The organism is Luteimonas lutimaris, assembly GCF_039537065.1.
In the GTDB taxonomy this organism is placed as follows: domain Bacteria; phylum Pseudomonadota; class Gammaproteobacteria; order Xanthomonadales; family Xanthomonadaceae; genus Luteimonas; species Luteimonas lutimaris.
In genome coordinates, this window is sequence record NZ_BAAAZU010000030.1 from 80,545 (window position 1) to 93,239 (window position 12,695).

The 12,695-nt window shown below is 69.8% G+C and carries 13 protein-coding genes; 4 read left to right on the forward strand and 9 right to left on the reverse strand.

Annotation, left to right across the window (positions count from 1 at the left end; all coding sequences use genetic code 11):
• Positions 1 to 46: 46 nt before the first annotated feature.
• A complete protein-coding gene (rpsI, locus tag ABD679_RS13460; protein ID WP_344760513.1) occupies positions 47 to 439 on the reverse strand; it encodes a 30S ribosomal protein S9 in 393 nt (130 codons plus the stop codon).
• A gap of 3 nt (positions 440 to 442) precedes the next feature.
• The gene (gene rplM / locus ABD679_RS13465) at positions 443 to 871 is read right to left on the reverse strand and encodes a 50S ribosomal protein L13 (protein ID WP_344760514.1); all 429 of its coding nucleotides are present in this window, start codon (positions 869 to 871) and stop codon (positions 443 to 445) included.
• Positions 872 to 1,104: 233 nt separating this feature from the next.
• On the opposite strand from rplM, the gene coq7 reads away from it, so the two are divergent.
• Positions 1,105 to 1,749 carry a 2-polyprenyl-3-methyl-6-methoxy-1,4-benzoquinone monooxygenase gene (gene coq7 / locus ABD679_RS13470; protein WP_344760515.1) on the forward strand — a complete coding sequence of 215 codons (645 nt, stop codon included), beginning with the start codon at positions 1,105 to 1,107 and terminating at the stop codon, positions 1,747 to 1,749.
• A gap of 130 nt (positions 1,750 to 1,879) precedes the next feature.
• Here coq7 and sugE read toward each other — a convergent pair whose 3' ends face one another.
• Together sugE and speD are read right to left on the reverse strand one after the other, a co-directional pair.
• On the reverse strand, positions 1,880 to 2,194 hold the full coding sequence (gene sugE, locus ABD679_RS13475) for a quaternary ammonium compound efflux SMR transporter SugE (RefSeq protein WP_344760516.1): 315 nt from the start codon (positions 2,192 to 2,194) through the stop codon (positions 1,880 to 1,882).
• A gap of 166 nt (positions 2,195 to 2,360) precedes the next feature.
• On the reverse strand, positions 2,361 to 3,152 hold the full coding sequence (speD, locus tag ABD679_RS13480) for an adenosylmethionine decarboxylase (protein ID WP_344760562.1): 792 nt from the start codon (positions 3,150 to 3,152) through the stop codon (positions 2,361 to 2,363).
• Positions 3,153 to 3,237: 85 nt separating this feature from the next.
• On the opposite strand from speD, the gene crp reads away from it, so the two are divergent.
• The 3 genes from crp to ABD679_RS13495 all read left to right on the forward strand — a co-directional run bounded on the left by crp (position 3,238) and on the right by ABD679_RS13495 (position 5,324).
• Positions 3,238 to 3,978, forward strand: a complete 741-nt coding sequence (gene crp / locus ABD679_RS13485) for a cAMP-activated global transcriptional regulator CRP (protein WP_425561905.1) — start codon at positions 3,238 to 3,240, stop codon at positions 3,976 to 3,978.
• Between the two features lie 25 nt (positions 3,979 to 4,003).
• Positions 4,004 to 4,474 (forward strand): GNAT family N-acetyltransferase, encoded by a 471-nt coding sequence (locus ABD679_RS13490; RefSeq protein WP_344760519.1) that lies wholly within the window; start codon positions 4,004 to 4,006, stop codon positions 4,472 to 4,474.
• A gap of 100 nt (positions 4,475 to 4,574) precedes the next feature.
• Entirely contained in the window at positions 4,575 to 5,324 is a 750-nt protein-coding gene (locus ABD679_RS13495) for a sulfite exporter TauE/SafE family protein (protein WP_344760520.1), read from the forward strand.
• A 10-nt stretch (positions 5,325 to 5,334) separates the two neighbouring features.
• Here ABD679_RS13495 and ABD679_RS13500 read toward each other — a convergent pair whose 3' ends face one another.
• The 5 genes from ABD679_RS13500 to ABD679_RS13520 are packed head-to-tail and all read right to left on the reverse strand — an operon-like array spanning position 5,335 to position 12,513.
• Positions 5,335 to 6,060: a haloacid dehalogenase-like hydrolase gene (locus ABD679_RS13500; protein ID WP_344760521.1), complete on the reverse strand. Its 726-nt coding sequence runs from the start codon at positions 6,058 to 6,060 to the stop codon at positions 5,335 to 5,337.
• On the reverse strand, positions 6,057 to 6,884 hold the full coding sequence (trpC, locus tag ABD679_RS13505) for an indole-3-glycerol phosphate synthase TrpC (RefSeq protein ID WP_344760522.1): 828 nt from the start codon (positions 6,882 to 6,884) through the stop codon (positions 6,057 to 6,059). Before trpC ends, ABD679_RS13500 begins: the two co-directional genes overlap by 4 nt.
• Positions 6,881 to 8,851: a Mur ligase family protein gene (locus ABD679_RS13510; protein ID WP_344760523.1), complete on the reverse strand. Its 1,971-nt coding sequence runs from the start codon at positions 8,849 to 8,851 to the stop codon at positions 6,881 to 6,883. The genes trpC and ABD679_RS13510 overlap by 4 nt, the downstream gene beginning before the upstream one ends.
• 9 nt (positions 8,852 to 8,860) lie before the next feature.
• Positions 8,861 to 11,650 carry a cyanophycin synthetase gene (gene cphA / locus ABD679_RS13515; protein WP_344760525.1) on the reverse strand — a complete coding sequence of 930 codons (2,790 nt, stop codon included), beginning with the start codon at positions 11,648 to 11,650 and terminating at the stop codon, positions 8,861 to 8,863.
• Between the two features lie 20 nt (positions 11,651 to 11,670).
• Entirely contained in the window at positions 11,671 to 12,513 is an 843-nt protein-coding gene (locus ABD679_RS13520; protein ID WP_344760526.1) for a cyanophycinase, read from the reverse strand.
• Positions 12,514 to 12,695 lie beyond the last annotated feature (182 nt).

Sequence of the window (12,695 nt, forward strand, 5' to 3'; positions counted from 1 at the left end):
ACCGGAGGCCCGCGCCGCGCTGGCGGGGCTTCCGGCGATGTTCTCCTTAACGCTTGGAGAACTGGGTGGCGCGGCGTGCCTTGTGCAGGCCGACCTTCTTGCGCTCGACCTCGCGCGCGTCGCGGGTCATGAAGCCCGCCTTGCGCAGCTCGCCCTTGAGCGACTCGTCGTACTCGACCAGCGCGCGGGCGATGCCCAGGCGGATCGCACCGGCCTGGCCGGTGGTGCCGCCGCCGGTGGTGGTGACGAAGATGTCGAACGACTCGGTGTTCTTGGTCAGCTCGAGCGGCTGGCGCACGATCATACGCGCGGTCTCGCGGCCGAAGAACTCGTCCAGCGGACGGGCATTGACGGTGATGTTGCCGGTACCGCGGCGCAGAAACACGCGGGCGGTGGAGGACTTGCGACGGCCGGTGCCGTAATTTTGGGAGATGGCCATGAGTTAGATATCCAGGACTTGCGGCTGCTGGGCGGCGTGCGGGTGCTCGGCACCCTTGTAGACCTTGAGCTTCTTGTACATTGCGCGGCCGAGCGGATTCTTCGGCAGCATGCCCTTGACCGCGATCTCGATGACGCGCTCCGGGTGGCGCTGCAGCGCCTGGCCGAGGGTTTCGCTCTTGAGGTTGCCGACGTAACCGGTGAACCGGTAGTACATCTTGTCGGCCAGCTTGTTGCCGGTGACGTGGATCTTCTCGGCGTTGATCACGACGATGTAGTCGCCGGTGTCGACGTGCGGGGTGTAGACCGGCTTGTGCTTGCCGCGCAGGCGGTGCGCGAGTTCGGCGCTGAGGCGGCCGAGGGTCTTGCCGGTGGCGTCGACGACGTACCAGTCGCGCTGGACGGTCTCGTTCTTGGCGGTGAAGGTCTTCATGGTGTGCTCATGGCGTTGATTGGTCGGGCGGATTCCGGCGCCGTTGGCGGCGGAACTTTGCCTCGCGTTTTGAAAGCGTGAAGCGCAAGAGGCGAAATGATACCGGCCGCGCATGGCCGCCGCAAGCGGCCTGCTCCCCTCGCCGGGCCGGCGCTGGCGGACCGCCACGGCGGCGGCGAGAATGGCCGCTGCCCGGCGCGCCCCGTCGCCCGAATCCGCCCCCGAGTCCGCACATGGCCACCCCACGCCTCAAGCACCCCCTCGACCATGTCCTGGACCAGGCCCAGCGCGCGCTGGAAACGGTCTTCGGCAGCCCGCCCGCGGCCCGCGGCAACCCCGCCGGCGACACGCCGGAGGTGGCCCTGGACGCGGCCGAGCGCCGCCACGCTGCCGGGCTGATGCGGATCAACCACGTCGGCGAGGTCTGCGCCCAGGCCCTGTACGAGGGCCAGGCCGCCGTTGCCCGCGACCCCGCCACCCGCGACCACCTGCTGGAGGCGGCGCAGGAGGAAACCGACCATCTGGCCTGGTGCGCCGACCGCCTGCGCGAACTCGACAGCCGCCCCAGCCTGCTCAACCCGGTCTGGTACGCCGGCAGCTACGCCATCGGCGCGCTCGCCGGCCTGCGCGGCGACGGCTGGAACCTGGGTTTCGTGGTCGAGACCGAGCGCCAGGTCGAGGCCCACCTGGACGAACACCTGCAAACCCTGCCGGAAGCCGACCTGCGCAGCCGCGCCATCCTGACCACGATGAAGGCCGACGAGGCCCGCCACGCCGACAACGCCGAAGCCGCGGGGGCGCGGATCCTGCCACAGCCGATTCCCTCGGTGATGGCGGCGGCGTCGAAGCTGATGAAGACCGTCGCCTACCGGCTGTAGGGCGGGATTTCGCCAGTCCATCCGACGCCACTCGCCCGCGCAGGAGCGGCGCAGCCGCGGCCAGGCCACGCCGGCAACGTGGTCGCGGCTTCCGCCGCTCCTGCGGGATGGGGTTTGCGCAAGCCTCAACCTACGACACCAGCTTCAGCCCCACCACCCCCGCGATGATCAGCGCGATGCACGCCAGCCGCGCCGGCGAGGCGCTGTCGGAAAACAGTACGATGCCCAGCGTGGCCACGCCGACCGCGCCGATCCCGGTCCAGACCGCATACGCCGTGCCCACCGGGATCGTGCGCAGTGCGTGGGTCAGCAGCCACAGGCTGATCGCCGCGGCGATGACCGTCCCCGCGCTCGGCCATAGCCGGGTGAAGCCTTCGGTGTATTTCAGGCCGATCGCGAATCCGATCTCGAACACGCCGGCCAGCAGCAGGTAGATCCAGGCCATCACGGCCTCCTTCCAGTCGATGCGAAAAGAAAAACGGCCCGGAGCTTTCGCGCCGGACCGTCGTCGGTCTATGTCACTTCGGCGAATGTCCGCCGCGCGGGTCGTCCCGCCTGGATTTCGTGCCGCGCAGTCTGGCACCACGCGCCTGAAACGGATGTAACCCGCCCTACTCGACCAGGTTGCGCCCGTGGAACAACTCCTCGATCTCGCGCTTGAGCCGCGCCTCGATCTTCATCCGTTCCTTGAACGACAGGTTGCGGGCCTTTTCCTCGAACAGGTACTGGTCGAGGTCGAAGTCCTTCAGGTGCATCTTGGTGTGGAAGATGTTTTCCTGGTAGACGTTGACGTCGAACATCTCGTAGCGGGTCTTGATGTTCTTGGCCAGGAAGTCCTGGATCGAATTGATCTTGTGGTCGATGTAGTGCTTCTTGCCCTTGATGTCGCGGGTGAAGCCGCGCACGCGGTAGTCGGCGATCACGATGTCCGACTCGAAGCTCTCGATCAGGTAGTTGAGTGCCTTCAGCGGCGAGATCACGCCGCAGGTCGCCACGTCGATGTCGGCGCGGAAGGTCGCGATGCCGCCCTGCGGATGAGTTTCCGGATAGGTGTGGACGGTGATGTGGCTCTTGTCCAGGTGCGCGACCACCGCGTCGGAGATCACGCCCTTGGCATCGGCCTTGTCGACCACCGGCTGCTCCGAGATCAGGATCGTCACCGACGCACCCTGCGGGTCGTAGTCCTGGCGCGCGATGTTGAGGATGTTGGCGCCGATGATCTCGGCCACGTCGGTCAGGATCTGGGTGAGCCTGTCGGCGTTGTATTCCTCGTCGATGTATTCGATGTAGCGCTGGCGCTCGTCCGCGGACACGGCGTAGCACACGTCGTAGATATTGAAGCTCAGCGCCTTGGTGAGGTTGTTGAAACCCTGGAGCTTCAGGCGCGGCAGCGGCTTGACCACGGCGGTCATCCCTCTCGGATTCGATGGGCGAAAGGCGAATTATGCGCCCATCGGGTCCATGCCTAAAAGGGGCTGCGTTTGCCGGATGAACGGAGACCGCCTACTCTTGGTCATTCCCCCGTTGACGCCGCTCATGAATCCGACATCCGTGGCTCTCATCAATCCCTACTACCGAAGCAGCTCGAACCCACTGGTGCCCTCGCCGGCCACCATCGAGCGTCTGTTGGCCCACTGCCATCGCCGACGCTACCCGACGCGGACCGACGTGTTCCGCCCCGGCGACCCGGCCGGCACGCTGTACTACATCATCAGCGGCTCGGTCAGCATCATCACCGAGGAAGACGACGGCCGCGAGCTGGTGCTGGGCTATTTCGGCCCCGGCGAGTTCGTCGGCGAGATGGGCCTGTTCATCCAGTCCGACGTGCGCGAGGTGATCCTGCGCACGCGCGTGCAGTGCGAACTGGCCGAGATCAGCTACGAGCGGCTGTACCAGCTGTTCGAAGGCTCGCTGATCGGCGACGCGACGCAGATCGTGTATGCGATCGGCGCCCAGCTCTCGCGCCGGCTGCTGGACACCAGCCGCAAGGCCGGGCGCCTGGCGTTCCTGGACGTCACCGACCGCATCACCCGCACCCTGCACGACCTGACCCGCGAGCCGGAGGCGATGAGCCACCCCGACGGCACCCAGCTGCGGGTCTCGCGGCAGGAGCTGGCGCGGCTGGTGGGCTGTTCGCGCGAGATGGCCGGCCGGGTGCTGAAGAAGCTGCAGGCCGACGGCAAGCTGCACGCGCGCGGCAAGACCGTCGTGGTCTACGGCACGCGCTGACGGCTCGCGCGGGCGGTCCGGCACGATGTCGAGCCACTTCGCACCGCGCGGCCCGCTTCCCGACGCCGACCTGCGCAGCGCCTCGCTGGGCGATGCCGACGACGTGGCCGCCCTGCTCTGCGAGCTGGGCTATCCCTGCGAGGTCGCCGAGGCGGCAGAACGCATCGCCACCATCACCGACAACGACCACCAGGCGCTGGTGGTCGCGCGCTGCGACGGCCGCGTCTGCGGCCTGGTCGCACTGGATTTCATGTACTACCTGCCGCTGGGCACGACCACCTGCCGCATCACCGCGCTGGTGGTGACCTCCCAGGCCCAGGGCCGCGGACTGGGCCGGCAGCTGCTGCGCGACGCCGAGCGCCGCGCCCGTGCCGCCGGGGCGGCCCGGCTGGAGCTGAGCAGCGGCTCGCAGCGCACCGACGCGCACGCCTTCTACCGCGCCTGCGGCTATGGCGACGGCACGGTGCGCTTCATCAAGCGCCTCGGCGCGGCCTGAAGGGCCGGCGCGGGAACGGCGTCACGACCTAACCGGTTCCTAACCCTTCCCCGGCCAGCGTGGGCTAAAACTGCGCCATCACGGGCGCGTGGGGCAGGCGATGGACCTTCTTGGCGGCGACTTCATGCTGTTCGTCCTGATCGGCCTGTGCGCGCAGCTGGTCGATGGCGCGCTGGGCATGGCCTACGGCCTGGTGTCCTCGTCGATCCTGCTCGCGATGGGCCTGCCGCCGGCGGCGGTCAGTGCCAGCGTGCACACCGCCGAGGTCTTCACCACCGGCGTTTCCGGTGCGTCGCACGGCCTGCTCGGCAACGTCGATCGCAAGCTGATGGTGCGGCTGGCGATACCCGGCGTGATCGGCGGCGTGATCGGTGCCTACGTGCTCACGCAGCTGCCGGGCGATGCGATCAAGCCCTTCGTCTACGCCTACCTGCTGGTGCTGGCGGTGCTGATCCTGCTGCGCGCGATCGGCCGGCGGATCCCCCGCAACCAGGTCAGGCGCGTCGGCGTGCTCGGCTTCTTCGCCGGGCTGCTCGATGCGATCGGCGGCGGTGGCTGGGGCCCGATGGCGACATCGACCCTGCTGGCCAGGGGCGGCGAGGCGCGCACCAGCATCGGCACGGTCAGCGCGTCGGAGTTCGTGGTGACGCTGGCGATCTCGATCACCTTCCTGCTGACGGTCGGCATCAGCCACTGGCAGATCGTGCTGGGCCTGCTGGCCGGCGGCGTGATCGCGGCGCCGCTGGCGGCGATGCTGGTCAAGCACCTGCCCGAACGCGCGGTACTGGGCGCGGTCGGCAGCCTGATCCTGGCGATCAGCGTGTTCCAGATCTCGCACGCGCTGGCTTGAATCCGCCCGCTCAGCCTTCTTTGGCAGGCTCGCCGGCACGGCTGCGGCAGCCCCAGTTGAGGATCGGCGTGCCCGGCGGCAGCAGGCGGCGGAAGTCGTCCACCGCACCGGCCTTGGGGTTGACCACCACCGGCCGACTCGCGGCCTGCAGCAGCGGCAGGTCGGCGCGGCTGTCGCTGTAGGCGATCGCGATTTCGCCGTAGCCGGCGGCGTGGATCATCCGCATCTTGTTTGCCGCGTGGCAGTGCTGGTCGGTGACAAAGCCGCCGAGGAACGGCCTGCCCAGGCTACCGATCACCGGCAGGCCCTCGTGGGCGACGAAATCGAGGATCGCGCGCGCCAGTTCCGGCGGCGCGCCGGTAGCGACCAGCACCCGGTCGCCGTTGCCGCGGTGGCGGTGCAGCACCTTCAGCGCGGCCGGCAGCAGGCGCCTGCGGATGTCCGTGGTGTTGGCGGCCACGTAGCCGTCGATCAGCGCGTCCATCGCCGCGCGCCCGTGGGTGCCAAAGGTGGCAATCCACAGGAACCCGGAAATCCCGCGCCGGCGCGTCCGCAGCCACGCCACCATCGGCAGCAGCACCGGCGCGGCCAGCAGCGCGGCCAGCTTGCGCCACCAGTGGCGGCGGATCAGCCACAGCACCAGGTGGCTGCCCGAATCGCCGTCGTAGAGCGTGTGGTCGAAATCGAACACGACCAGCGGCCGGTACGGCACCGGGGTTTCCTGGAAATCGGTCACGGCGCCGCGCCCGTGCCGAAGAACAACTGCTGCAGCGCCGTGCCGGGATCCGTTTCGCGCATGAAGGCTTCACCGACGAGGAACGCATCGACACCGGCCGCGCGCATGCGCTGCACGTCGCCCGGCGCGAGGATGCCGCTTTCGGTGACCAGGCGGCGGTCGGCCGGCACCAATTCCTGCAGCGCCAGCGTGGTGTCGAGCGAGACCTCGAACGTGCGCAGGTTGCGGTTGTTGATGCCCAGCAGCGGCGCAGGCACCTGCAGCGCGCGCTCCAGTTCGGCCAGGTCGTGCACCTCGACCAGCACGTCCATGCCCAGCTCCAGCGCCTGTTCCGACAGCGCGGCCAGGTGGTCGTCGTCAAGCGCCGCGACGATCAGCAGGATGCAGTCGGCACCGAGCACGCGCGCCTCCGCCACCTGGTAGGGGTCGACGGTGAAATCCTTGCGCAGCACCGGCAGCGCGCAGGCCGCGCGCGCCTGACGCAGGTAATCGTCGGCACCCTGGAAGAAATCGACATCGGTCAGCACCGACAGGCAGGCCGCACCGCCGGCTTCGTAGCTGCGCGCGATCGCAGCCGGGTCGAAGTCGGCGCGGATCACGCCCTTCGACGGGCTGGCCTTCTTGACCTCGGCGATCACCGCGGGCGCGCCGACGGCGATCTTCGCCTCGATCGCGGCGGCAAAGCCGCGCACCGGCGGCGCGTCCGCCGCGCGCGCGGCCAGCTCGCGCAGCGGCGTGCGCGCGGCGCGTTCGGCGACTTCCTCCTGCTTGCGCTGCAGGATCTTCTGCAGCACGTCCGGGCGCGAGCCCTCGGATTGGATCATTGCGACGTGTCCTGGTCCTGCGGCAGCGGCATACCGGGCCGCCAGCCGGAGGCGCGCAGTGTATCGAGCAACGCGACGACTTTGGCGCGCGCGCCCAGTTCGTGCACCGGCAGCACCACCAGGTCGCCGTCGCACGCCCACTGCAGCGGGCGCCGCGCGGCCTCGACTTCATCGAGCCGGATCTCGATCGCGTCGTTGGCGATGCCGGCTTCGCCCAGCACCTCGCGCATGATCCGCGCGATGTCGCCGGACGCGCGCCCGCGCTCGTAGCCACCGATGTCCTTGAGCACCACCAGCTCGGGCGCGAAACCCGCGGCGGTGGCGGCGACTTCGCGCAGGGCGGCGTCCTCGCGATTGCCGGCGTGGCCCAGGATCAGCGCCAGCCGGCCGCCGCGCCGGTCGGCGCCGACGGCGCGCAGCAGGCCCTGCAGGCCGTCCGGGTTGTGCGCGTAGTCGACGTAAACGTCGAGCGTGCCGAAGCGCCAGTGCTGCAGGCGGCCGGGGTTGTCGTCGTGGTCGCTGCCGAAACGGGCCAGGGTTTCGGCGATGACCGGCGCCGGGAGCCCCAGCGCGCTGGCCGCCAGCGCGGCGCCGGCGGCGTTGGCGACGTTGTACCCGGCGCGGCCGCCGAGGGTGAGCGGCATGGCATCGATCGCGCCGAGGTCGTGTTCGACCGATCCTTGCGACAGCAGCAGGCGACCGTTGCGCACGCCGCAGGTGGCGCCGCCTTCCGCGCGGTGTGCGGCCGGCAACGGCGCGTCGAAGTCCTGCGTGAACCATCCGATCGGACACGCCTGCACCTCGGCCTGCCGGCGCAGTACGGCATCGTCGCCGTTCAACACCAGCAGCCCGTCGTCGCCGATCGCGCGCGCGACGGTGAGCTTGACCGCAGCGAGGTCGTCGAGATCGTGCACGCCGTATTCGCCAAAGTGGTCGGCGCTGACGTTGGTGACCACGGCGACATTGGCGTGGCACAGCGCCAGCCCGCGCCGCAGCATGCCGCCGCGCGCGGTTTCCAGCACCGCCGCCTGCGCCTGCCGCTGGCGCAGCGCGGTGCGCGCGCCGGTGGGGCCGGAATAGTCGCCCGACTCCAGTGCCTGGCCATCGACGAAGACACCGTCGGTGCAGCTGTGCGCGGTGTGCCAGCCCTGCGCGCGCGCCATCGCCGCCAGCAGGCGCACGGTCGTGGTCTTGCCGTTGGAGCCGGTGACCAGCGCGGTGGGGATCGCGTGCAGCGCTGGCCAGTCGATGCTGGCGGGATCCGGTAGCGCTTCGACGGGCCAGGTACGGCTGCCGGCGCCGGCGCCGATGGAGACTTCGTCGTCGTCGGGCAGGCACGGCAGGCCGTGGGCGGCGGCGGCAGCCTGCAGCGCGACGAGCGCGGGACTTGCCTCCGCCGCCGCCAGCGCGCGCAACGTGCGCAGCGCCGAATCGGTGTCCCAGACGGCCGCGTGGCCAGGCGCATGCAGCCGCGCGCTGAAGCCATCCCTTGCCGTGAAGCCCTCCCCTTCAAGGGGAGGGTTTGGGTGGGGATGGTGGTCCCCACGGACGGACGCTGGCTGGACACCCCCCTGGCCGGCGGGAACCCCATCCCCACACCGGCCCTCCCCTTGAAGGGGAGGGGGAAGAGCGGACCCGACGCTGCCTGATTCTCCGGCGGCAGGCAGCAGCGCCGACCACCACGCCCACTCGTTGACCTCGGTCGCGGCGTACAGGCAGTCCAACGGCGCGGTGAAGGCGAGCGACACGCCGCTGCGATGCCGGCGGGCGACGATCTCGCCGTCCGACCAGCCCAATGCCCTGCGCGCGGCGGCGATGTTGTCGCGCCAGCGCACCAGCGTCGCGTCGTCGAACGCCAGGCCCGGTGCCGCCTCCAGCGCCGCGCCCGTGCCGGCGAAGTAGACATTGCAGCCGGTCAGCCGGCGCGAGTCCTCGTACGGTTCGGCCGCGGGATCGAACGTCGTCATCCCCGGCCCCTAGTCGCTTTCCTCGCGCTCGAACACCAGCCCGCGCTCCTCGCGGACCACGCCACCCATCGCTGCGACCGCGCGCTCGTCCAGCGTCTGTTCCAGCGACGGCAGCTCGGCCTTCGCCACGGGCTTGGGCATCTCGCCGTCCGGCGTGAACTTGATGATCTGCTTCCAGGAGCGGGTGAGCGCGTCGGCAAACACCAGGATCAGGTCGCCCGGCTGGCCCATGCGCAGTGCCGCGTCCACGGCTTGCTGCTCGTCGGGGATGATCGAGATCGCATCGTCCGGCACGCCCAGTCCCTTCAGTGCATCGGAGATGATCCGTGGCACCTCGTCGCCGTCGCGGCCGCGCAGGGCGTCGTCGCGGCGGGCGATGTAATGGTCGAACTTGCCGGCGACCGCCTGCGCGATCGCATGCAGGTCCTCGTCGCGGCGGTCGCCGGGGCCGGCCAGCACCACGATGCGGCGGCCGGTGGCGTCGAGCCGCTGCGCGAGGTCGGCCATCATCCCGACCGCGTGCGCGTTGTGGCCGTAGTCCATCAGCACCTTGAACGGGTGCTCGGAGAACACGTTCATCCGTCCCGGGGCCTGGAAGAACGTGGTGTCGAACGTGCGCAGTCCCTGGCGGATCGCGTCGAGCTTGATCCCCAGCGAATACGCCATCGCCGCGGCGAACATCGCGTTCTGTACGTTGTGCAGCGCGCGCCCTTCCAGCGTCGCCGGGACGAGGTGGGTCCACATCAGCGGGATGTGGCTGCCCTTGTCGTAGAGCGTGATCATGTGGCCGTTGACGCCGGCCTCCAGCGCGCAGGCGCGGCCGCCGGCGCGGATGTGCTCGCGCACCAGCGAGTGCGAGGGGTTCATGGTCACGTAGCAGATGGTCTTGGCGTCCGTGTAGCCGGACATCCGCAGCACGTTGGGGTCGTCGGCATTGAGCACCGCGCACTCGCGCGCGACCTCGACCACCACGCGCTTGATCTCGGCCAGCTGCTCGAGCGTGTCGATGCCCTTGAGGCCCAGGTGGTCGGAGGCGACGTTGAGCACCGCGCCGACGTCGACATGGCGCACGCCCATGCCGGCGCGCAGCAGGCCGCCGCGCGCGGTTTCCAGCACCGCCATGTCGACCTGCGGATCGGACAGCACCATCCGCGCCGACACCGGCCCGGTCATGTCGCCCTCCACCGTGCGCTGGCCGTCGATGTAGACGCCGTCGGTGGTCGTCAGGCCAGGCGTGTAGCCGGCCATCTTGGTGACGTGCGCGAGCATGCGCGCGGTGGTGGTCTTGCCGTTGGTGCCGGTGACCGCGGCAATCGGCACCCGCGCCGGCGTGCCCGGCGGGAACAGCATCTCGATCACCGGGCCGGCGGCGTCGCGCGGCGTGCCTTCGCTGGGCGCGACGTGCATGCGGAAGCCGGGCGCGGCGTTGACCTCGCAGATCGCGCCGCCGATCGACTTGTAGCTCTCGGCGATGTTGGGGGTGATGAAGTCCACGCCGCCCACGTCCAGCCCGATCGCGCGCACCGCGCGCACCGCCATGTCGCGGTTGTCGGGGTGGATGATGTCGGTGACATCGGTGGCGGTGCCGCCGGTGGACAGGTTGGCGGTGGAGCGCAGGGGCACGACCTCACCGTCCTTCGGCACCGAATCGGCAGCGTGGCCAACGCGCTCCATCATCAGCTGCGCCTGCGCGTCGAGCTCCAGCCGCGTCAGCACTTTTTCGTGGCCGACGCCGCGGCGCGGGTCCTGGTTCACGATCTCCACCAGTTCGGCGATCGTGTGCGTGCCGTCGCCGACCACGTGGCCGGGCGTGCGTTTGGTCGCCGCGATCAGCTCGCCGTTGATCACCAGCAGGCGATGGTCGTCACCCGGCTGGAAGGTCTCGACGATCACCGAGCGCGAATGCTCACGCGCGGCGTTGAAGGCCTCGCGGATCTCGTCGTCGCCGCTGATGTCGATGGTGATGCCGCGGCCATGGTTGCCGTTGTACGGCTTGAGTACCACCGGGCCGCCGAGCCGGCGCGCGGCCTTGAGCGCGTCGGTCTGGCTGGTCACCAGCAACTGCCGCGGCACCGGCAGGCCGAGCGAGGCGAGGATCTTGTTGGTCTCCTCCTTGTCGCCAGCCAGCTCCACCGCGATGTGCGGCGTCTTGCCGGTCACCGTGGCCTGGATGCGCTGCTGGTACCTGCCATGGCCGAACTGCACCAGCGACTGCTGGTTCAGGCGCAGCCACGGGATGTCGCGCTCCTCGGCGGCGCGCACCAGCGAGGCGGTCGACGGCCCCAGCGCGCGGCGCTGCGCGTAGCGGATGAAGTCGTCGCGCGCGGTTTCCCAGTCCCAGCCTTCGGGCAGGCTGCCGGGCGTGCGCAGGTCCCCGGGCAGCAGCGAGTTGAGCAGGCGCAGCGCAAGTTCGCCGGCGCCGATGCCGATTTCCTTCTGCTCGTATTCGTAGACCACCGTGTACACGCCCGGCCGGTCCTCGGACACGCTGCGGGTCTTGCCGAAGGTGACGTCCTCGCCGGCGGCGTTCTGCAGCTCGATCGCTACGTGCTCGAGCACGTGGCCCAGCCAGGTGCCCTCGCCCTCGCGCATGCGGCGGACGAAGCCGCCCGGTTCGCGGTACGAGCAGCCGTGCTCGGACAGGCCCGGCAGCGCCTCGATCAGGGCGTCGACGAAGGCCGGCCCGAGTTTCGCCGTCGGCCACTGCTCCAGCGCACCCAGGTCGAGCTCGAGCCGGATGACGGGGAAATGCGCGTACAGCGACGGGCCGACATAGACGGAACGATTCAGGACACGCATCGGCACTCCCCCTCTTGTCTTCAGTTCTTGTCGTCCACCAATGTACCCGGCGAGGCGCAGCGCGTGTTCAAGTCGAACGTCGCGCCGGCGACCAGGATGTGGACCTTCAGGCCCAGCAGGCACACCGGCTGGTTCTGGCCGACATCGGCCATCGAGGAAAACTGCAGGTCGCCGGCGTCGACCACGGTCAGCGCGCCGCTGCCCTCCACTTCCAGCACGTTGTCCGGGCGGATGAACGCGGCGGTGTCCTCGTCCAGGCCGATGCCGACCACGAACGGGTTGAAGGCCAGCGCCGCGACCAGGCGGCCGAGGCGGTCGCGCTGGCGGAAGTGCTGGTCAATGATGAAACGGTTGGTCAGGCCCAGCCCGGGCGCCAGGCGCACGCTGCCGGCGCGCGGCGACGAGCCTTCCTTGCCGAACGCGATCATGTGGTCGCTGAGGATGCTGGCGCCGGCGCTGGTACCGCCCACGTGCACGCCGCGCGCGTTGCGTTCGCGGATCAGCTTCGCCGCCGGGGTGCCGCCAATGATGGTGGAGATGCGCAGCTGGTTGCCGCCGGTGAAGAAGATGCCGGTAGCGGTTTCGAGCTGGCGCAGGTAGTCGTCGCGTTCGCCGTCCTCGCGGCTGGCGAAGCCGATCGAGCGCGCGCGGCCGGCCTCGAGCCGGTCGAACAGTTCCTCGTAGCGCTGGCCGGTGTCCGGCAGCTTGCTGGCCGTGGGAATGATGGCGATGTCGGCATCGCGCCCGCCGCACAGCTGCACGAAGCGCTTGAGGATGCGGCGCCGCATCTCCTTGTCCTCAGCCCCGCCGATCGGGACGATCCAGCCACGTTCTTCGCCCTCGGCGACCCTGCTTGGACACATTGCGGTGCTGGCTCCTCGTGCCGCACTCCAGGCGGCCTGCTTGCAGATGGAAGCCGCGGCATCGCGCGCCGCGGCGGATCAGGTGGCCAAAATAGCACCATTTGCGGAAACGCCCCCTATCCGGACAGCGCCCGATCGCCGGCCCCTCACCCGTAGGAGCGGCGGAAGCCGCGAGCTTTTGA

Bases quoted from the DNA above. Each gene is read 5' to 3' on its own strand.
- rpsI (WP_344760513.1), bottom strand. From the start codon at position 439: ATGGCCATCTCCCAAAATTACGGCACCGGCCGTCGCAAGTCCTCCACC.
- rplM (WP_344760514.1), bottom strand. From the start codon at position 871: ATGAAGACCTTCACCGCCAAGAACGAGACCGTCCAGCGCGACTGGTAC.
- coq7 (WP_344760515.1), top strand. From the start codon at position 1,105: ATGGCCACCCCACGCCTCAAGCACCCCCTCGACCATGTCCTGGACCAG.
- sugE (WP_344760516.1), bottom strand. From the start codon at position 2,194: ATGGCCTGGATCTACCTGCTGCTGGCCGGCGTGTTCGAGATCGGATTC.
- crp (WP_425561905.1), top strand. From the start codon at position 3,238: ATGAACGGAGACCGCCTACTCTTGGTCATTCCCCCGTTGACGCCGCTC.
- ABD679_RS13490 (WP_344760519.1), top strand. From the start codon at position 4,004: ATGTCGAGCCACTTCGCACCGCGCGGCCCGCTTCCCGACGCCGACCTG.
- ABD679_RS13495 (WP_344760520.1), top strand. From the start codon at position 4,575: ATGGACCTTCTTGGCGGCGACTTCATGCTGTTCGTCCTGATCGGCCTG.
- trpC (WP_344760522.1), bottom strand. From the start codon at position 6,884: ATGATCCAATCCGAGGGCTCGCGCCCGGACGTGCTGCAGAAGATCCTG.
- ABD679_RS13510 (WP_344760523.1), bottom strand. From the start codon at position 8,851: ATGACGACGTTCGATCCCGCGGCCGAACCGTACGAGGACTCGCGCCGG.
- cphA (WP_344760525.1), bottom strand. From the start codon at position 11,650: ATGCGTGTCCTGAATCGTTCCGTCTATGTCGGCCCGTCGCTGTACGCG.
- ABD679_RS13520 (WP_344760526.1), bottom strand. From the start codon at position 12,513: ATGTGTCCAAGCAGGGTCGCCGAGGGCGAAGAACGTGGCTGGATCGTC.